Genomic DNA, 17,142 nt, shown 5'->3' with positions numbered 1-17,142 from the left:
CTCATCCGGCAGCCAGCGCCCGGTCCATGCTGTCATGGAACCAGGCGCAGCCCTGTTCGAAGCGGCCGAAGGTGATGTGGCTGTTGGCACCGGAGCGGAAGCCGGACTGGATCGCCTGTCCCATCTGGAAATCCTCGTCGAGGGCATCCCAGAAGATCTTCACGTTCCTGTCCCAGTGGACCCGCGCCTTCTCCGTGGCCGGTGCTTCGGGGATCAGCGCACCGCCCTGGATGCGGCACTCGTCCGTCCCGTGGGGGAAGGTGATCATCGCCGTGGCATGATCCGGCTGGATCAGGATGATCAGGTTCGGAAAGATGTAATAGAGCGGGTTGCCGTAATCGCGCACGGACCGGCTGCCTGCTCCGTCTCCGGTCCCGTCTCCGGCCAGCTCCTTTGCCGCGCGCTTGGTGAAATACAGCCGCATATGCGGGTCCAGCCGGTCGGCGACGGCAACGTTGTCGGCGAACATCGGCGCAATGGTGGCCCGGTGCGCATGCTGGACATGGTAGGTTTCCAGCCCGCCCTCGATCACCACCTTCCAGTTCGCCGCCACGGCGATCTCGCGCTCGTCATGCAGCACATGCCCGCCGAGGCCGAAACTGTCGAGATCGTCGCGGATGGGGGCGAGGAAACCGTCGAAATCGTAATCCTCGCCCGGCGCCGGCACGACGAAGACGATGCCGAATGCCTCGGCAACCGGCAGCCGCACCAGACCGTGGGTCGCCCTGTCGATGCCCGTGAAGCCGTCTTCATGGGGGATACCGCGCAGCCGGCCGGCCGGATCGTAGGTCCAGGCATGATACGGACAGACGAAGGCACGCCTGCCGCAGCCGCCGCGCTCCCAGACCAGCCTGACGCCGCGATGCCGGCAGACATTGAGAAAGGCATTGAGCCGGCCGGTCTGGTCGCGGGTCAGCAGGATCGGCAGGCCGAGCAGGTCATGGGTGACGTAATCCCCCGGCCTGGCCAGTTTCGACGAGAAGCTGACCGCCACCGGAAAGCGGCGGAACAGCATCCGCTCCTCGCGGGCCAGCCGCGCCGGATCGGTATAGCGCGCCGTGTCGATCCGCGTGATCGTCTCGGCCATGTCGGTGCTGCCCGCCGCCATATGCCGGCGGGTGCGGTCGAGCCAGTCGGTCTGGGTCGCTGCCTTCATGACGAAGCCTCCTGCAGCCGGGCGGCGCCGGCGATGAACTGCCAGAGCTGGGCGGCCAGCCGGTCGCGGGCCAGGCGATCATGGGCAGGCCGGCGCGACGACAGAGCATGCGACTGGGCCAGTGCCAGGCCAACCGCCTGCCGCAGGCCGCCGAGGATCATCGCCCCCAGCAGATGCGCATCCAGCCCGGCCGGAATCTCGCCGCGCCCCTGCGCCAGCTCGATGTTGCGGGCGGCCAGCGCGACATGGCGGGCGATGCGGTCGGCCTCGACCGCCGCCACTTCCGGTTCGCGCGCCAGCCGGCCCAGCACCAGCGGCGCCAGCGCATCGGCATACAGGAAGTCGACCAGGCGGCCGGTGCGGATTTTCTCGCGGTCGGCCCAGCCGGCCCCCGGTTTCGGATTCACGTCCATCACCGCGGCCTCGTAGCGGTCGTAGAAATCCTCGACCAGCGCGGCGATCAGCCCGGCCTTGGAGCCGAAATAGTGATAGCTGAGACCCGCCGACACGCCGGCCAGCCGCGCGACATCGCCGATCTCGCAGACGCCGCCGCCCTGCACCAGCGCCCGTGCCGCGGCATCGAGGATGCGCCGGCGCGTTTCGGCGCCGCGCGGCGGCGGCGCGGCATCGTCGGGCGGGCGGGCGGCCATGGGGCTCGGACGGGGCATCACTGCAGCTTAATTGAATTCAATTCAATTTTATAGAAGGAATATACACCCTATTCCCCTGCCTGCATCGCTGCGATATCAGAGTATATAAAGAACATTTGGAGGCATAAATGCGTATTCTTGCGTGGCTCGCCTTCCTGATCCTGCTGCCGGCCCTCTCCGCGCCGGCTTACACCCAGAATGACAACCGGCAGAATGATGGCCGGCAGAATGATGGCCGGCATCCACGGCAGATCGACGGCATCCCGCAGGATCGGCAGGACACCGCACTGCAGGGCAAGGACGCGCGGGAGGCCATGCAGAAAGCCGGATTGCTGGCGGTCATCAGCAGCCCCTACTGCAGCAAGCCGACCCTCCGCTACAGCACCGTGCCGCTGGCCGGCCCGGCCGGGATCGACAGGCCGGCCCAGCAGGCGGAAATCTGGTATTTCCAGTGTCCGGAAATCGCACCGGTCCTGGTGCACTATACGCAGGCGGATGACGGCACCGTCGGCAACATCCATGTCCACGAATTCTATACCTTCATGCGGGACCTGCCGCTGAGCCTGCTGGCGACCCGCCGCAACCCGGCCGTCAACGCCAAAAACTTCCCGAAGCGCAGCGCACTCCACGAGGCTTCCTGCTTCGGCATCCTGTCGGAAGACGTCCTGGAAAGGGTGATGGCCAAAGTGCCGCGCATGGCCACTGCCGATGCCGACAGAGAACAGCGCCAGATGTGCCTGCGGGCACGGGCCTGCAACACCATCGAACCCGAACTCGACATCCTGCAGGACATCTCGCTGGGCAGCGATGCCGACAGGGATTCACGCAACGCCCTGCAGGGTTTCGTGACCTGATGCAACGCCAGGGAGGCCCGCATCCTGCTGGCCGAGGAACCGGAATTCGCTTACGGCCTGATGCATCTGCTGCCGAACGTTCCGCAGATGACCGATCAGGATGAAGCCGCGTTCAAAAGGGACAGGCGGAAATAGCTAGAAACCGACCGGATAGCTGAGGAAGCCGCGGAAGCGCGCCCTGCCCCCGCGCACCGGATCGCCCGCGCGGCGGAAATCCGGGAACCGGGCCAGCAGCCGGCCAATGGCGATCTGCCCTTCGATGCGGGCCAGCGACATGCCGGCGCAGGCATGGATGCCGGCGCCGAAGGCCAGGTGGCGGTTCGGCTGGCGGCCGACATCCAGCCGGTCGGGATCGGGGAACTGCGCCGGGTCGCGGTTGGCCGCCCCGATGCACAGGGTGACCAGGCTGCCCGGCTGCAGGGTCACGCCGCCGATGACGACACTTTCGACCACCCGGCGGTTGCCCAGCTGGTTCGAGCTTTCGAAGCGCAGGAATTCCTCGACCGCCGTCTTCATCAGCCCCGGATCTCCGGTCAGCCGGCGGCGCTCCTCCGGCCAGTCCAGCAATGCCGCAATGCCGTTGCCGATCAGGTTGGCGGTCGTCTCGTGGCCGGCATTGAGCAGGAAGATGCAGTTCTGCACCAGTTCGTCGGCGGTCAGCGCCTCGCCATTCTCGCCGCGGACCAGGCCGGTCAGCACATCGCCATAGCCATCGGCACCGGCGGTGCCGTCGGCGTCCATCCGCTGCCGCCAGTGCGCCAGATGCCGGTCGAGATAGGCCTCGAATTCCTGCATGGCGCGGTTGCCGGCCTCGGCCCGCTCCGGCGTCAGCACCGGTTCCAGCGCGCCGAGGATGGCCAGCGACCAGTCGCGCAGCAGATGCCGGTCTTCCGATGGAACCGCCAGCATGTCGCCGATGATCTCCACCGGCAGGGCGGCGGCGAAATCCGTCACCACATCCATGCCGCCCTGCTTCGCCGCGCGGTCGAGCAGCCGGTCGACCAGCGCAACGAAGCGTGCCTCCAGCAGCTTCAGGGCGCGCGGCGTGAAGGCCGGCGCCAGCAGCCGCCGCACGCGGGTATGCAGCGGCGGATCGTTGAAGACCAGGCTGGTGGTGTGATGCCGGTAGAGCGGCGTGTCGCCGAATTTCGGCCGGAACTCGATCTTCTTGTCGGAGCTGAACCGCTTCGGGTCGCGGTAGACCGCCTGCAGGTCGTCGTAGCGGGTCAGGAACCAGCTGCCATCGGGCATCCGGCGCACCGGCTCATGCTGCCGCAGCAGGTGATAGACCGGATACGGGTCGTCGAGGAAGTCGCGGTCGAGGGCGCGCAGGTCGAAGGCGGCCACCGCCGCCCGGCAGGCGGCCTCGCCGGCGCCACGATAGCGGCCGAGATCGACGCCGTTCAGCCCGTCAGGGCGTGAATCCCCCGTTCTCGACGGATGCGGGTTTCCTGTCTGCACCGGCTTTTCCTCCAGCACCGCTCTTGACCGGCGGCATTTTCTCCGGCGGCACGATCACGCCGCAGGAGATGATCAGTTTCATGGCCTCGTCGACGCTCATCGACAGGATCACCACGTCACTGCGGCGGAAATAGGCCATGTAGCCGCCGGTGGGATTGGGCGTGGTCGGCACGTAGACGGTGACGAGCTCATCGTCGAGCCGCCTGGCGATCTCGCCCTGCACGTAGTTGGTGACGAAGGCGATGGTCCACGACCCCGGCGAGGGCCACGGCACCAGGGCCACCTGGCGGAAGGAATTGCCCGACTGGCTGAACACCGTCTCGAAAACCTGTTTCAGCGCGCTGTAGATGCCGCGCACCACCGGCATGCGGGCGACGATCCGCTCGCCCAGCCGCAGCAGGGTGCGGCCGAGGAAGTTGGTGGCCAGGAAGCCGATCAGGGTCAGCAGCAGCAGCGCCGCGACAATGCCGAGGCCGGGAATGCCATAGGGCAGATGCACCGGGATGAAGCGTTCGGGCTCGTAGCCCTGCGGGATCAGGCGCTGCACATTGCGGTCGATCGCCTCGATGGTGATCACCACCAGATAGATGGTCAGGCCGATCGGCGCCGTCACGATGATGCCGGCGAGGAAATAGTTGCGCAGCCGGGCGAACAGGCTCATCCGCGGCGGCGGCGGCAGCAGGATGCTGGGGCTGTCGGATGCGTCCGGGGTCGGATTGTCAGGCGGCGGTGTGGTCACGGCTTCCTCTTCCCGGCATCAGCCGGCAAAAAACTGCTGCAGCGCCAGCAGGGTTTCTTCCGGCGCCTCCTCGGGCAGGAAATGCCCGCTCGGCATGGCGGCGGCCCGGACCGGGCCCGCGGCCTTGTCCCGCCAGGCTGCCGGCACGTCATAGGCCCGGTGCATCAGCCCCTTCTCGCCCCACAGCACCAGCAGCGGGCAGGCGATGCGGGCGGCCTCGTCGGCGCGGTCATGCACGAGGTCGATGCTGGCGGCCGCGCGGTAATCCTCGCAGCTGGCATGGATGGTGGCCGGATCGCGGAAGCAGCGCGCATATTCGGCCCAGGCCTGCGGATCGAAGGCGAAGTCGGCGCCCGACCACTGCCCGGTCTTGCGGCGCAGGTAGTATTTCGGATCGGATCCGATCATGCGTTCCGGCATGTCGAAGGGCTGGATCAGGAAGAACCAGTGGTAATAGCCGGTCGCCACCTGCTGGTTCACCGTCTCGAACAGGGTGCGGGTCGGGATGATGTCGAGCACCGCCAGCTTCTCGACGGCGGCCGGATGATCGAGCGCCAGCCGGTGCGAAACCCGGCCGCCGCGGTCATGGCCGGCCAGCCGGAAACGGTCGAAGCCAAGCGCCTGCATCACCGCCACCATGTCGGCGGCCATCGCCCGCTTGCTGTACGGCATGTGCTCGGCATCGGTGGCCGGCTTCGATGAATCGCCGTAGCCGCGCAGGTCCGGGCAGACCACGGTATAGTCTGCCGCCAGACGCGGCGCGATGCGGTGCCACATGGCATGGGTCTGCGGATAGCCGTGCAGCAGCAGCAGCGGCGGTCCGCTGCCGCCGACCCGCAGGTTGATCTCCGCGCCGGCGCCGGCAAGGCGCTTCTGCTCGAAACCGGGAAACAACACGCGGCGGTCTCCTCCTCTGCTGCGGCCTCTGGCTGCGGGGCTAGGGCGCCCTGGTGAAAAACTCCGGCCTGCTCGCCAGGGCCGCGGCATCCCAGATCACCATGATCCGGCCGCGCTTCTGTTGTGCGTATACCGGTTTCGGGGCGCTGTCGAGTTGCGCCTCCCGGTAGCGGGTCACCACCCAGCCATCGGGATGGGCGGCGAGCCATGCCGGAATTTCCGAAACGCCGATCTCGGCCAGCGGCCTCGCCAGGCGGCCGAGAAACTGGTACTCGCCGGCATAGTCGCCGGCATAGGCCACCGCCCGCCCCTCGTCCTGGCCGCGCTTGATGACGGCCGCCGCCGGCGCAAGGTCATAGGCCGGCCGGCCCGGCGGAAAGCCCAGCAGATGCACGGCCAGGAACAGGGTCGCGGCCGGCACCATCATGCTGGCCAGGCCGGCATCCAGCCGCTGGCGGCCGGCCAGCCACCAGGCCAGCGCGGCGCCGCCCAGCAGCGCGGCGGCAATCTCCTCGTCGGTCTGCAGGGTCCAGTCCGGCACGTCGACCCTGTCCGCCAGTCCGGGCACGAGATCGAGTAGCCGGGTGAAGGCCAGCACGGCCACTGCCAGCAGCACCAGACCGGCCACGACCGGCAGGGCATCGCGGCGGCGCAGCAGGCCGCTCCACTCGGCGGTCAGGCCACGGGCCACCGCCAGCATGAAGGCCGGCGCCAGCGGCAGCAGGTAATGGGGCTGCTTGCCGCTGATCCCCGAGAAGATCAGAAGCCCGGCCAGGCTGACGATGAGGCCGAATCGCAGGCCCGGCTCGGCCGGATGTTTCCACAGCGCCAGCGCCCGCCAGACCGGCCGCCACAGCGACCACGGAAACAGCAGCAGCGGCAGCAGCGGCAGGTACCACCAGAAGGGATGCCGGTGGGCAAAGCTGTCGCGCACCCGGCCCGCCGTCTGCCCCCAGAGCAGTGCCTGCTTGTAGACCTCGCCGCCGGCTTCGGCGGCAGGCAGGGCCCAGGCCAGGCCGATCCCGGCGCCGATCGCGATCGAGGCCAGCAGGCCCAGATACCAGCCGGTCCAGCCCGGCCGGCGGTCAGCCCGCGCCCAGAGCGGCGCCAGCACGGCAACCGGCAGGATGTAGACGAGGATCACCGGCCCCTTGCCCAGCACGCCAAGGCCGATGGCCAGCCCGGTCAGCAGGATGCCGATCCAGCGCCGGCCGTAATGCAGATGCAGCACCAGACCGATCCAGCCCAGCACGGCGAAGCAGGCCATCAGCAGGTCGAAGAAGGTCAGGGTCGCGAACAGCATCCACCAGGCGCCCGACAGCAGCAGCAGCGGCGCGACATTGCCGGCCTGCCGGCCGGCCATGCCGGGCCACAGCAGCCGGCCCAGCCATGCGGTCAGCCCGAGTGCGGCAAGGCCGTAGAGCGGCGCCACCAGGCGCGCCCAGGTTTCGGAGACGCCGAAGACCAGCCAGCCGAGCCGGATCGTCCAGAACAGCAGCGGCGGCTTGTGGTGATAGGCTTCGCCGTTCAGCAGCGGCACCAGCCAGTGATCGGCCAGATGCATCTCCCAGGCGACCGTGACATAGCGCGTCTCGTCGATCGGCATCAATGGCCGCGCCCACAGGCCGGCGGCAACGATGACGATCCAGAAGGCCGCGGTGGCGATGGCCGCGGCGCGGGTACCGATCTGCGGAGGGGTCATGCCTTTATCTCGGCGGCGGCCCGCCGCGCCTTGTAGATCAGGTGCAGGTTGCGCAGATAGACGAACAGGCCGGATGCCTGCCCGACGATGAACACCATGTTGGCGATATGGATTGCGTAAAACAGCAGGGTCACGCCGCCGGCGATGCTGATATACCAGAAGGCCAGCGGAATCTCACTGCGGCGCACGCGCTCGGCATGCAGCCACTGGATGATGAAGCGCGAGGCGAAGATCGCCTGGCCGAGGAAACCGATCACGGCCCAGAAATTCAGGCTGTCTTCAAGCCGGTCCCAGTATTCCGCAAGCAGGGCAGTCATGCAGTCCCCTTGTTCAGTCCAGCGGATCGAGGCCGCCGCAGTCGCGCCAGCGCCGCTTCAGCCAGATCACGCCCAGCAGGTCGACAATGCCCGCCTTCAGCCGGCCCCAGGTGCCGTAATGCGAGGCGCCGCCGCCGCGCGGGCGATGGTTGACCGGCACCGAGCGGACGGCACCGCCGGCCCGCAGCACCAGGGCCGGCAGGAAGCGGTGCATGTGATCGAAGGCCGGCAGCCGCAGGAACAGGTCCCGGTGCAGCATCTTCAGGCCGCAGCCGGTATCCGGCGTGGCATCGCCCAGCAGCCGCGACCGCACGCCATTGGCGATCCGCGACGACAGCCGCTTCACCTGGCTGTCGCGTCGTTTCACCCGGTGCCCGGCCAGCAGCAGACCGGCCCCGCCATCGGGGGCGGCCATCAGGGCATCCCACAGGGCGGGAATGTCGGCCGGGTCATTCTGGCCGTCGCCATCGAGGGTCACGATCACCGGTGCCCGGGCGGCGCGCACCCCCGACAGGACCGCCATCGACTGGCCGGCATTGCGCCGGTGCCGCAGCGGCCGCAGCTCCGGCATCTGCTGCCGTGCGGCCGCCAGGATGGCCGGGGTCGCGTCGGTGGAAACATCGTCGACCGCCACGATCTCGAAATTGAGCCGCCCGCGCAGAGCCGCACAGATCTCGTCCAGCAGGCTGCGGATATTGTCGGCTTCGTTATGGACCGGGATGACGACCGACAGCGCCGGCAGGGTTCCGGTCCGGGTCTCGGCATCCGGCAGGATGGAGGATACGGTCATCGCACGATTCGTTCAGGGGCACGGGCCCGGCCGCCCTTAATAGTATCCCCGCTCCGGGGTCACAAGCGCCGGCCCGGCCCGACAGGGGTATAACTTGTCGCACCGGCTGCCGGCCGAGCCGGAATCCGTCTTGTTTACGAGCCACTTGCATGTCTTCCCGGCCCGGCTACAGTGCCTGCTGGCGCCGCCGCGGAAGACGGCGCCAGCAAAACAGGCAGAGACCCGATGGAGGACCCGACAATGCGGCTGGCCAACAAGGTAGCGATCATCACCGGCGGCGGCTCGGGTTTCGGCGAGGGGATTGCCCGGCGGTTTGCCGCCGAAGGCGCAGCGGTCGCGATCGGCGACCTCAACCTGGCCGGTGCGGAACGGGTCGCGGCAGAAATCGCGAAGGCCGGCGGCAAGGCCGTGGCCATGGCCGCCGATGTGTCGAAGACGGACCAGATGCAGGCGCTGGTGCAGGGCGCCGTGAAGGCCTTCGGCGGCCTCGACATCATGGTGAACAACGCCGGCATGCCGCAGCGCAACGCCCCCCTGCTCAACACCGACGAGGCCACCTTCGACCGGCTGTTCGCCGTAAACGTCAAGAGCATCTACCTGTCGGCCATGAATGCCGTGCCGGAAATGCGCAAGCGCGGCGGCGGCGTCTTCATCAACATCGCGTCCACCGCCGGCGTACGCCCCCGGCCCGGCCTGGTATGGTATAATGGCAGCAAGGGCGCGGTGATCACCCTGACCCGCGCCATGGCCGTCGAGCTGGCACCGGAGCAGATTCGCGTGAATGCACTCAATCCGGTGGCCGGCCTGACCCCGATGCTGAAGGAATTCATGGGCGGCGAGGAGACCGAGGAGATGAAGGCGAAATTCGTCAGCACGATTCCGATCGGCCGCTTCAGCACGCCGCAGGACATTGCCAATGCCGCGCTGTACCTGGCGTCCGACGAGGCCAGCTTCATCACCGGCGTCTGCATGGAGGTCGATGGCGGACGATGCATCTGAACCCGCGCCGGCCGCGCCGGCTTCCCGCGGCAGCCCTCTGCCTGCTGGCCCTGCTGCTGGGACCGGCGACCGCTCTGGCGCAGCAGCAGACCGGCCAGCCGAATGCCGTGCAGGCGCAGCCGGATCCGCGCCAGCCGCCGGCCGCCCAGCCGATAGACCCGGCCCGGGCTGCCGCACGCGAGGCGCAGGACAAGGCGCTGGAACAGGCGAAAGACAAGCCCGAGGAGGCGAAACCGAAACCGCCGGCCAAACCCGCCAATGCCAATGCGCCGCGCAACCGCACGATGCAGTTCAGCCTGCCCCCGCTGGTCGCCATTTCCGAGGTGCCGCGCGGCAAGGCCGTCATGATCCAGGGGCGCGTGCTGTCGCCGCAGCCGACCACCTTCGTGCTGAACGACGGCAATTCCTCGATGGTGATCAATCTTGGCCCGGCCTGGCGCGATCTCAGCAAGGTGCAGAGCGGCGATCGGGTCGGCGTGATCGGCCAGATGGACCCTTACGGCAGCCCGCTGTTCCGCGCCACCAGCATCATGCTCGACAACGGTCGCATCGTGGTGATCCCGAACGGCTGAAGCAGCCGCGCCCGCCCTATTGTCCCGCCGGGGCAGGCCCGGGCCGGCAGGTCCGGATCGCCGTCTTCACCTTGCCCAGTTCGGTGCGCCGGGCATGAGCGACCAGATCGTCCCAGACCTCCAGCCTGTCGACCACTGCTGCCGTCGCGATGCATTCCTGGGCCGACAGCGCGGTCAGTCCGCGTGAGGCCAGCGTGTCGTCGATGACCTGCTGGCCGGCATAGGGATTGTCGGGATAGCCGCGGGCAAAGGCGTCCGTGCGCTGCTGCACGGCATCGCGCAGGTTCTGTGCATTAGCCGCATCGAAGGCCGACCATTTCTGCAGGATACTGCCGTCGATGCCGCGCCGCGCGCATTCCCGGGCATAGGCGCGCAATACTATGCCGGTGCGCACGATGGCCTCGGCCTCGAGTTCCGCCGGCATCATGCAGGGCTGCGGGGATTTCGCCGATGCCGCCGCCTGGGCACCGGCCGCAGCCGGGAAGCCGCAGAAACAGAGCGCCACCAGGCCGCGGATCAGGGCGGCCGTCACGGCTTGCGCGAAACCGCCGCCACGAAGGTGGCCGCGGCATCGGCCGCCTGGTCGACCTGGGTCGACGGCAGCGGCGGCGTCTGGTCGAGAGCCTGCTGGATGGCCTGCGCCTCCTGCGGCGGCAGCCGGCGGAGGATCGCGGCGGTGCGTTCCGGCCCCGCCACGCGCAGGAAAGCGACAAGCTTGTCGCGGCTCATGCCTGCCCGTTCCTTCCGTTCACGTCCACCCCGATCCTGCCGCCAGCCCGGCCGACGGCAATGCGGCAAATCCCGTCATTTCGGCTTCGGCGCCGATTTCATCATCGCCAGATAGATCGGCATCACCACGTTGGTGAACTTGTTCTGCCCGTATTGCAGCTCGTCCATCGCCGCCTTGACCATTTCGACGGTCGGGTAATACGGCACGATCACATAGCCATGCTGTTTCAGCGTGCTGACAACCGCGGTCGCCTGCTTGCTGTAATTCTCGAAGAAATAGCTGTTGTCGGCCTTCTTGATCGCCTCGGCGATCACCTCCACCGCCGGGATCGGCTTGATGGCCTGCGGCTTCCAGCTGTAGCCGTCAGGTGGCTGGTTCTTGCTGTTGCGGTCGTCGGTCGCAGCCATGACAATCCTGCCCGCTCAGGCGGTCGGAAGCCTGACGCCGTTGGGCCATGCCCGGCCGGTATTGCGCAGGTCTGCCGCAGCCTTCGCCGCCGGCCGGGTGGTCGCGGCAGGCCGGCCACCGCCCAGTTCCCGCACGGCCGTGGCAACCTTGTGCTCGATGGCAATCTCGGACGGCGCCCGCAGCCGCATTTTCACATAGGCTTCGCGCAGCGCCTCGGCAACCCGGCGTTCCAGCACCCCGCCCAGACCGGACATGCGCCGGCGGATGATGATGCCCAGTGCGTCGATATTCAGACCGATGATCGCATGCAGGCGCGGCGAGGCCTGGGTCAGGTTCGCCGTCAGGTTCTTCAGCGTGTCGGCATACAGCGTGACCAGGGGATAGTCGAACACGCCCCCCTGCCCCTTCAGTTCGAGGGCCAGGTCGTGAATCCATTCGTAATACCGGGCGCGGCTGATGGTGTTGAAGGCAGCCGAGCCCCAGGCATCTTTCAGCTGGGCAAGCGTCTCGATCGCCGCCACTTCGAAATCGGCCTGGGTTTCGACGATAACCTTCTCGATCTTGCCGCGCAGTTCGGGATTGAGCCGGACATCCTGGCCCTGGCGGTAATTCACCGCCTTGCGCCGCAGGTCTCCGCGGTTGGCGATCAGCCGCCCCGCCGCGTAGGGATCCATTCTCCGCCTCCTAGTGTCACGCTGCCCGAATCGGGCGCCACAACTGGTAAATCATCGTGGCACCGGAACCGCTTAGCAACAGGAAAGCGCCGTGCGGCCAGACCCGCCGCACGTGGAAACCTCAGGCGTCGCGCTGGATGACGCGCAGCCGGTGATTGCAGATGTCGATCTTGTCGGCCATGCGGGCACGCCAGACCTGGTCGGCTTCCTTTTCACTGGGATAGGGGCCGTAGCGTTCCTCGGTGCCGGCGATCGGCGCCGGGTCGGCCAGGTCCTTGAAAATCCCGCCTTCAACGTAAAAAACAGCCATGATCATCATCCTCCGGGATGGATGCATTATTCCGCAACTGCGAAAAAAACGATAGGCCCGGAATGGTTGTATTCCGGTAACCTGCTGCAGGGCGGCCATGCGACCGGCGCGGGCCGCCTGCCCCGGCCGTATTTCGCGGGACCGGGCAGGTTGACGGCCGGAGGCGGCCGACCTATGGTCGCGGCGCCTTTCGAGGCCCCTTCCGACAGACCTCTGTGAGCCCGTAGCTCAGCTGGTAGAGCAAGCGACTTTTAATCGAGAGGTCCCGGGTTCGAATCCCGGCGGGCTCACCACCGGCTGCCAGCATCCCCCGAAATCTGCGAAATATATTCCTATTCCGCATACGGTCGGTGTATTCTGCCCGGCGAGGCTCACTGTGAACCGACTGCTGGTCGATAGCCGGTTCCGGCCAGACCCGGGGTTGAATTTCGGGCGACCGGAACTGAAGGCCCTCACCGCCCTCTGGCAGGCGCGGCGCGGGACCCGCATTGCACCCGACCGGGCCGACTTCGATCCGCTCTCGCTGCGTGATTACCTGTCCCGGATCATCATCTACGACGTGGTCGGCGACCCGCCGCAGCACCGCTTCCGGTTTCGCCTCTATGGTACTCTGATTGCGGAGCATTCCGGGCGGGATGCCACCGGCAAGCTGCTGGACGACGTCATGCCGCCGGAGGCCTGCGAGGATTACTGCCGGCTGCTGAACGGCCTGATGGAAAAGCCGCAGCCCCTGCGCGTGACCGGCACCCTGTATTACCTGGACCGCAGCTTCGTGCATTTCGAATGCGTCAGCCTGCCGCTGACCGTCAATGGCGGCGACCGGATCGGCCAGATCATGGATGTGCTGTACTATCCCGACGAAGCCTGACCGGAAAACCGGCATCCGGCCTCCCGGCCCCGATAAATTCCCTGACAGGTTGTCCGGTCGCGCTATGTTTATGGCCTCCGGAGGAATGCCGTGAACAGGCAGATCATCGAAAGCAGGTTCCGCCTCGATCCCCAGCTTCGGTTTTCCCGGCCGGAGCTGGTCGCGCTGGCGGCGCTCTGGGAGGAAAAGCGCGCCGGCCGGCCGCTGCCGGATCGTGCCGATTTCACGCCCTTTGTGCTGCGCCCCTACCTGCCCCGGGTGCTGATCTACGACGTGGTGCGCGAGAAGACGGTCCGGCGCTTCCGCATCCGGGTGTATGGCACGCTGATCAGCCAGTATTCCGGCCGCGACTCCACGGGGAAATTCGTCGACGAGGTGATGAACGAAGCCGCCTATGCCGATTTCAACCGGGGTCTGTCCTGGGCAACCGACGAGCGGCAGCCGCTGCGGGCGGCGGGCAATTACTATTTCGTCGACCGCAGCTTTCTCGAATTCGAGTCGATCACCCTGCCGCTGACCACCGGCGGCGCCGAGGTCGGACAGCTGCTCAACATCACCTATTATGCCGACGAGGCCTGATTGCCGGCCGGCTCAGCCCGCCGCCCGGACCAGCCGGTAGACCAGCTGCACCAGACCATAGGCCAGTGCGGCAAAGCCTGCGGCTATGGCAAAGACCTTCAGATGGCGGACCAGCCGCGCCAGCATGGCTAGCCCGGACCGGAATCCGGCAGGGCGGCAACATCCCCCTCTGCCTGGCCGGCATGGAAGTCGGCGGCAAAGGCGGCCAGCCGGCCTTCCGCAATGGCCGCCCGCATGCCGATCATCAGGTCCTGGTAGTAGGTCAGGTTATGCGCCGTCATCAGCATGGCGCCGAGAATCTCGTCCGACCGCACCAAGTGATGCAGATAGGCCCGGCTGTAGCTGCGACAGGCCGGACAGCGGCAATGCTCGTCCAGCGGCCGCGGATCCTCGGCATGGCGGGCATTGCGGATGTTGATGGTGCCGCGCCGGGTGAAGGCCTGGCCGTTGCGGCCCGAGCGGGTCGGCATCACGCAGTCGAACATGTCGATGCCGCGCTGCACGGCGCCGACCAGGTCGGAGGGCTTGCCCACGCCCATCAGATAGCGCGGACGGTCCTGCGGCAGGTGCGGCACCGTCACGTCGAGGGTGGCAAACATCTCCGCCTGGGTCTCGCCGACCGCGAGGCCGCCGACCGCATAGCCGTCGAACCCGGTGGCGATCAGGCCTTTCGCCGATTCCTCGCGCATCGCCGCATCGGTGCCGCCCTGCACGATGCCGAACAGCCCATAGCCCTCGCGCTGACGGAAGGCCGCCCTGCAGCGTTCCGCCCAGCGCAGGGACAGCCGCATCGCCTCGGCCACCCGTTTCGCATCGGCCGGCAGCTTGACGCATTCGTCGAGCTGCATGGTGATGGTGGCATCCAGCAGATGCTGGATCTCGATGGAGCGCTCGGGCGACAGGGCATGGCGGGCGCCGTCGATATGGGACTGGAAGGTGACCCCTTCCTCGGTGACCTTGTTCAGCTGGGCCAGCGACATCACCTGGAAACCGCCGGAATCGGTCAGGATCGGTCCCGGCCAGTTCATGAACCGGTGCAGGCCACCCAGTTTCGCCACCCGTTCGGCGGTCGGCCGCAGCATCAGGTGGTAGGTGTTGCCCAGAATGATCTGGGCACCGGTTTCGCGCAGGCCTTCCGGCGTCATCGCCTTAACCGTCGCCGCCGTTCCCACCGGCATGAAGACCGGCGTCTCGATCGCGCCATGGGCGGTCTCGAGCCGGCCGAGCCGGGCGGCACCATCGCGGGCGCGGACGGAATAGCGGAGGGTCATGGGTTCTTCACGGCTGGCGGAACAGCAGGCTTGTATCGCCGTAGGAGTAGAAACGAAAGCCCTTCTCGACGGCATGCCTGTAAATGGTCCGCTGGGCCGCGATCCCGGTAAAGGCGGCCACCAGCATCACCAGGGTGGATTTCGGCAGGTGGAAATTGGTCATCAGCCCGTCCGCCACGCGGAAATCGAAGCCCGGCGTGATGAAAATGTCGGTCTCGCCGGTGAAGCTTTCCAGATTGCCGGTGCGCCGGGCCGCGCTTTCCAGCAGCCGCAGCGAGGTCGTGCCGACGGCGATCACCCGGCCGCCGGCCGCCCGCGCAGCCCGCACGGCATCCACCGTTGCCTCGCCGACCTCGCCCCATTCGGCATGCATGCGGTGATCCTCGACCCGTTCGGCCTTCACCGGCAGGAAGGTGCCCGCCCCCACATGCAGGGTGACATGGGCGAAGCGGATGCCGGCCTCCTTCAGGCGGGCGGTCAGTTCCGGGGTGAAATGCAGGCCTGCGGTGGGGGCCGCGATGGCGCCGAGCTTGGCGGCGAACATGGTCTGGTAGTCGCTGCGATCGCGATCGTCGGCGGCACGCTGGGCGGTGATATAGGGCGGCAGCGGCATCGCCCCGACCTGCTCCAGCGCCAGCAGCAGCTCGGCATCGTCGCGGTCGAACCGCAGCAGCAGCTGGTCGCCCTGGCGCTCGACCATATCCGCCATGATGCCGCCATCGAAACGGATGGCATCGCCCGACTTCAGCCGCCGCGCCGGGCGCAGCATGGTCTGCCAGACCCGGCCGCCAAGCGGCTTCAGCAGCAGCGCCTCGATCCTCACATCCGAGGGGCCGCGTTCGCGGCGGCCGAACAGGCGCGCCGGAATCACCTTCGTGTCGTTGAAAACCAGCAGGTCGTCAGGCCTGAGCAGCAGCGGCAGGTCGCGCACCACCCAGTCCTTCGCATCGAGGCCGGTATCGGCGCGCCAGTGCAGCAGCCGGGCCGCCTCGCGCGGCACGGCCGGCCGCTCGGCGATCAGGTCCGGCGGCAGGGGAAAGTCGAAATCGCTGACCAGCATGGCGGCACCCCGGCCGCGGCCGGGCACGGTCCCGTCAGTCGACGTCGGCGGCGACGCGCAGGGAAACGATCTTGTCCGGGTCCTTCACGGTGCCGTTCTGCGCCTGGCTGCCGCGCTTGATGGCGTCGACATGCTCCATGCCCTCGGTCACCTCGCCCCAGACGGTATACTGGCCATCAAGGAAACGGGCATCGGTGAAGCAGATGAAGAACTGGCTGTCGGCCGAATTGGGATTCTGCGCCCGCGCCATCGAACAGGTGCCGCGCACATGCGGCGCATCGTTGAACTCAGCATCCAGCTTCTGGCCGGAACCGCCGGTGCCGTCGCCGCGCGGATCGCCGGTCTGCGCCATGAAACCCTCGATCACGCGATGGAATTTCAGGCCGTCATAGAAATTCTGGCGCGCCAGCTCCTTGATCCGGGCAACATGGTTCGGGGCCAGATCGGGGCGCAGGGCAATGGTTACCCGGCCGTCCTTCAGTTCCAGATACAGGGTGTTTTCAGCTTCGGCGGTCATCTCGGTCTCCGTTCATTTCACATCGGCAGCGAGGCGCAGGCGGATGATCTTGTCCGGATCCTCCACCGCACCGCTGCCGGGCGCACCCTTCTTGATGCGGTCGACATGTTCCATGCCGCTGATCACCTGGCCCCAGACGGTGTATTTCCCGTTCAGGTGCGGCGCCTCGGCAAAGCAGATGAAAAACTGGCTGTCGGCGGAATCGGGATCGTTTGTCCGCGCCATCGATACGGTGCCGCGCCGGTGCGGCTCGGCGCTGAATTCGGCCTTCAGCTTCTGTCCGGAGCCACCGGCACCGGTGCCGGTGGGATCGCCGGTCTGGGCCATGAAGCCGCGGATCACCCGGTGAAACACCAGGCCGTCATAGAAGCCCTTGCGTGCCAGCTCCTTGATGCGCGCCACCGTCTTCGGCGCCAGGTCCGGCCGCATGGCAATCACCACCCGGCCATAGGACAGGTCCATGACGAGGGTATTCTGCGGATCGGCGGCCTGCGCCTGCACCGGCAGCGCAGCACCGGACAACAGCAGTCCGGCCAGCAGACCGAAACCCAGGATATGCCGGCGGATCATGCGAAACTCCCTGACAGT

General features: G+C 67.4%; 22 protein-coding genes and 1 tRNA gene. 6 read left to right on the top strand and 17 right to left on the bottom strand.

Features of this window, described 5'->3' with window-relative positions; genetic code table 11:
* Position 1: 1 nt before the first annotated feature.
* Positions 2-1,156: an aromatic ring-hydroxylating dioxygenase subunit alpha gene (locus ACEQZY_RS13885; protein WP_370155237.1), complete on the bottom strand. Its 1,155-nt coding sequence runs from the start codon at positions 1,154-1,156 to the stop codon at positions 2-4.
* Positions 1,153-1,824, bottom strand: a complete 672-nt coding sequence (locus tag ACEQZY_RS13880; protein ID WP_372530181.1) for a TetR/AcrR family transcriptional regulator — start codon at positions 1,822-1,824, stop codon at positions 1,153-1,155. The genes ACEQZY_RS13885 and ACEQZY_RS13880 overlap by 4 nt, the downstream gene beginning before the upstream one ends.
* 110 nt (positions 1,825-1,934) lie before the next feature.
* Between ACEQZY_RS13880 and ACEQZY_RS13875 the strand changes: the two genes are divergently transcribed.
* Complete coding sequence (locus tag ACEQZY_RS13875) at positions 1,935-2,660, top strand: hypothetical protein (RefSeq protein ID WP_370155233.1); 726 nt, start codon at positions 1,935-1,937, stop codon at positions 2,658-2,660.
* 135 nt (positions 2,661-2,795) lie between these two features.
* Here ACEQZY_RS13875 and ACEQZY_RS13870 read toward each other — a convergent pair whose 3' ends face one another.
* Genes ACEQZY_RS13870 through ACEQZY_RS13845 form a run of 6 tightly spaced genes read right to left on the bottom strand, consistent with a single transcriptional unit; the run spans position 2,796 to position 8,566 of the window.
* Complete coding sequence (locus tag ACEQZY_RS13870) at positions 2,796-4,121, bottom strand: cytochrome P450 (RefSeq protein ID WP_370155231.1); 1,326 nt, start codon at positions 4,119-4,121, stop codon at positions 2,796-2,798.
* The gene (locus ACEQZY_RS13865; RefSeq protein ID WP_341704966.1) at positions 4,072-4,860 is read right to left on the bottom strand and encodes a DUF502 domain-containing protein; all 789 of its coding nucleotides are present in this window, start codon (positions 4,858-4,860) and stop codon (positions 4,072-4,074) included. The genes ACEQZY_RS13870 and ACEQZY_RS13865 overlap by 50 nt, the downstream gene beginning before the upstream one ends.
* A gap of 18 nt (positions 4,861-4,878) precedes the next feature.
* Entirely contained in the window at positions 4,879-5,757 is an 879-nt protein-coding gene (locus tag ACEQZY_RS13860) for an alpha/beta fold hydrolase (RefSeq protein ID WP_370155228.1), read from the bottom strand.
* Positions 5,758-5,797: 40 nt separating this feature from the next.
* On the bottom strand, positions 5,798-7,459 hold the full coding sequence (locus ACEQZY_RS13855; RefSeq protein WP_341704964.1) for a glycosyltransferase family 39 protein: 1,662 nt from the start codon (positions 7,457-7,459) through the stop codon (positions 5,798-5,800).
* Complete coding sequence (locus tag ACEQZY_RS13850; RefSeq protein ID WP_341704963.1) at positions 7,456-7,776, bottom strand: lipid-A-disaccharide synthase N-terminal domain-containing protein; 321 nt, start codon at positions 7,774-7,776, stop codon at positions 7,456-7,458. Before ACEQZY_RS13850 ends, ACEQZY_RS13855 begins: the two co-directional genes overlap by 4 nt.
* Positions 7,777-7,789: 13 nt before the next feature.
* Positions 7,790-8,566 (bottom strand): glycosyltransferase family 2 protein, encoded by a 777-nt coding sequence (locus tag ACEQZY_RS13845; RefSeq protein WP_341704962.1) that lies wholly within the window; start codon positions 8,564-8,566, stop codon positions 7,790-7,792.
* A gap of 225 nt (positions 8,567-8,791) precedes the next feature.
* Between ACEQZY_RS13845 and ACEQZY_RS13840 the strand changes: the two genes are divergently transcribed.
* Entirely contained in the window at positions 8,792-9,565 is a 774-nt protein-coding gene (locus tag ACEQZY_RS13840; protein ID WP_341704961.1) for a glucose 1-dehydrogenase, read from the top strand.
* Positions 9,556-10,137: a hypothetical protein gene (locus ACEQZY_RS13835; protein ID WP_370155225.1), complete on the top strand. Its 582-nt coding sequence runs from the start codon at positions 9,556-9,558 to the stop codon at positions 10,135-10,137. Before ACEQZY_RS13840 ends, ACEQZY_RS13835 begins: the two co-directional genes overlap by 10 nt.
* A 16-nt stretch (positions 10,138-10,153) precedes the next feature.
* On the opposite strand, the gene ACEQZY_RS13830 is transcribed toward ACEQZY_RS13835, so the two are convergent.
* The 5 genes from ACEQZY_RS13830 to ACEQZY_RS13810 form a co-directional block, all read right to left on the bottom strand.
* Positions 10,154-10,669, bottom strand: coding sequence for a hypothetical protein (locus ACEQZY_RS13830; RefSeq protein ID WP_341703206.1), 516 nt, complete (start codon positions 10,667-10,669; stop codon positions 10,154-10,156).
* Positions 10,666-10,866, bottom strand: coding sequence for a hypothetical protein (locus ACEQZY_RS13825; protein ID WP_341703207.1), 201 nt, complete (start codon positions 10,864-10,866; stop codon positions 10,666-10,668). Before ACEQZY_RS13825 ends, ACEQZY_RS13830 begins: the two co-directional genes overlap by 4 nt.
* A 75-nt stretch (positions 10,867-10,941) precedes the next feature.
* Entirely contained in the window at positions 10,942-11,274 is a 333-nt protein-coding gene (locus ACEQZY_RS13820; RefSeq protein ID WP_341703208.1) for a hypothetical protein, read from the bottom strand.
* A 15-nt stretch (positions 11,275-11,289) separates the two neighbouring features.
* On the bottom strand, positions 11,290-11,949 hold the full coding sequence (locus ACEQZY_RS13815) for a hypothetical protein (protein ID WP_370155222.1): 660 nt from the start codon (positions 11,947-11,949) through the stop codon (positions 11,290-11,292).
* Between the two features lie 121 nt (positions 11,950-12,070).
* Entirely contained in the window at positions 12,071-12,259 is a 189-nt protein-coding gene (locus tag ACEQZY_RS13810) for a hypothetical protein (RefSeq protein WP_341703210.1), read from the bottom strand.
* A 217-nt stretch (positions 12,260-12,476) separates the two neighbouring features.
* Here ACEQZY_RS13810 and ACEQZY_RS13805 point away from each other — a divergent pair.
* The 3 genes from ACEQZY_RS13805 (at position 12,477) to ACEQZY_RS13795 (ending at position 13,706) form a co-directional block, all read left to right on the top strand.
* Positions 12,477-12,552, top strand: a tRNA-Lys gene (locus tag ACEQZY_RS13805).
* A 128-nt stretch (positions 12,553-12,680) separates the two neighbouring features.
* Positions 12,681-13,127 carry a PAS domain-containing protein gene (locus tag ACEQZY_RS13800; RefSeq protein ID WP_370155220.1) on the top strand — a complete coding sequence of 149 codons (447 nt, stop codon included), beginning with the start codon at positions 12,681-12,683 and terminating at the stop codon, positions 13,125-13,127.
* 90 nt (positions 13,128-13,217) lie between these two features.
* Positions 13,218-13,706 (top strand): PAS domain-containing protein, encoded by a 489-nt coding sequence (locus ACEQZY_RS13795; RefSeq protein WP_370155218.1) that lies wholly within the window; start codon positions 13,218-13,220, stop codon positions 13,704-13,706.
* A gap of 128 nt (positions 13,707-13,834) precedes the next feature.
* On the opposite strand, the gene tgt is transcribed toward ACEQZY_RS13795, so the two are convergent.
* Genes tgt through ACEQZY_RS13775 form a run of 4 tightly spaced genes read right to left on the bottom strand, consistent with a single transcriptional unit; the run spans position 13,835 to position 17,124 of the window.
* Entirely contained in the window at positions 13,835-14,977 is a 1,143-nt protein-coding gene (tgt, locus tag ACEQZY_RS13790) for a tRNA guanosine(34) transglycosylase Tgt (protein WP_370155215.1), read from the bottom strand.
* Between the two features lie 7 nt (positions 14,978-14,984).
* On the bottom strand, positions 14,985-16,037 hold the full coding sequence (gene queA, locus ACEQZY_RS13785; protein ID WP_341703214.1) for a tRNA preQ1(34) S-adenosylmethionine ribosyltransferase-isomerase QueA: 1,053 nt from the start codon (positions 16,035-16,037) through the stop codon (positions 14,985-14,987).
* A 34-nt stretch (positions 16,038-16,071) separates the two neighbouring features.
* Positions 16,072-16,554, bottom strand: coding sequence for a peptidylprolyl isomerase (locus ACEQZY_RS13780; protein ID WP_341703215.1), 483 nt, complete (start codon positions 16,552-16,554; stop codon positions 16,072-16,074).
* A gap of 12 nt (positions 16,555-16,566) precedes the next feature.
* Positions 16,567-17,124, bottom strand: coding sequence for a peptidylprolyl isomerase (locus tag ACEQZY_RS13775; RefSeq protein ID WP_341703216.1), 558 nt, complete (start codon positions 17,122-17,124; stop codon positions 16,567-16,569).
* Positions 17,125-17,142: the final 18 nt, after the last annotated feature.

The sequence above is a fragment of the Ferrovibrio sp. genome (assembly GCF_964218355.1).
In the GTDB taxonomy this organism is placed as follows: Bacteria; Pseudomonadota; Alphaproteobacteria; order Ferrovibrionales; family Ferrovibrionaceae; genus Ferrovibrio.
This window is presented reverse-complemented; position numbering and strand designations above follow the sequence as displayed.

What these genes read in the sequence shown, in the direction of transcription:
- ACEQZY_RS13835 (WP_370155225.1), top strand. Translation starts at nt 9,556, where the DNA reads ATGCATCTGAACCCGCGCCGGCCGCGCCGGCTTCCCGCGGCAGCCCTC.
- ACEQZY_RS13780 (WP_341703215.1), bottom strand. Translation starts at nt 16,554, where the DNA reads ATGACCGCCGAAGCTGAAAACACCCTGTATCTGGAACTGAAGGACGGC.
- ACEQZY_RS13880 (WP_372530181.1), bottom strand. Translation starts at nt 1,824, where the DNA reads ATGCCCCGTCCGAGCCCCATGGCCGCCCGCCCGCCCGACGATGCCGCG.
- ACEQZY_RS13850 (WP_341704963.1), bottom strand. Translation starts at nt 7,776, where the DNA reads ATGACTGCCCTGCTTGCGGAATACTGGGACCGGCTTGAAGACAGCCTG.
- tgt (WP_370155215.1), bottom strand. Translation starts at nt 14,977, where the DNA reads ATGACCCTCCGCTATTCCGTCCGCGCCCGCGATGGTGCCGCCCGGCTC.
- ACEQZY_RS13885 (WP_370155237.1), bottom strand. Translation starts at nt 1,156, where the DNA reads ATGAAGGCAGCGACCCAGACCGACTGGCTCGACCGCACCCGCCGGCAT.
- ACEQZY_RS13825 (WP_341703207.1), bottom strand. Translation starts at nt 10,866, where the DNA reads ATGAGCCGCGACAAGCTTGTCGCTTTCCTGCGCGTGGCGGGGCCGGAA.
- ACEQZY_RS13875 (WP_370155233.1), top strand. Translation starts at nt 1,935, where the DNA reads ATGCGTATTCTTGCGTGGCTCGCCTTCCTGATCCTGCTGCCGGCCCTC.
- ACEQZY_RS13845 (WP_341704962.1), bottom strand. Translation starts at nt 8,566, where the DNA reads ATGACCGTATCCTCCATCCTGCCGGATGCCGAGACCCGGACCGGAACC.
- ACEQZY_RS13810 (WP_341703210.1), bottom strand. Translation starts at nt 12,259, where the DNA reads ATGGCTGTTTTTTACGTTGAAGGCGGGATTTTCAAGGACCTGGCCGAC.
- ACEQZY_RS13820 (WP_341703208.1), bottom strand. Translation starts at nt 11,274, where the DNA reads ATGGCTGCGACCGACGACCGCAACAGCAAGAACCAGCCACCTGACGGC.
- ACEQZY_RS13815 (WP_370155222.1), bottom strand. Translation starts at nt 11,949, where the DNA reads ATGGATCCCTACGCGGCGGGGCGGCTGATCGCCAACCGCGGAGACCTG.
- queA (WP_341703214.1), bottom strand. Translation starts at nt 16,037, where the DNA reads ATGCTGGTCAGCGATTTCGACTTTCCCCTGCCGCCGGACCTGATCGCC.
- ACEQZY_RS13840 (WP_341704961.1), top strand. Translation starts at nt 8,792, where the DNA reads ATGGAGGACCCGACAATGCGGCTGGCCAACAAGGTAGCGATCATCACC.
- ACEQZY_RS13855 (WP_341704964.1), bottom strand. Translation starts at nt 7,459, where the DNA reads ATGACCCCTCCGCAGATCGGTACCCGCGCCGCGGCCATCGCCACCGCG.
- ACEQZY_RS13775 (WP_341703216.1), bottom strand. Translation starts at nt 17,124, where the DNA reads ATGATCCGCCGGCATATCCTGGGTTTCGGTCTGCTGGCCGGACTGCTG.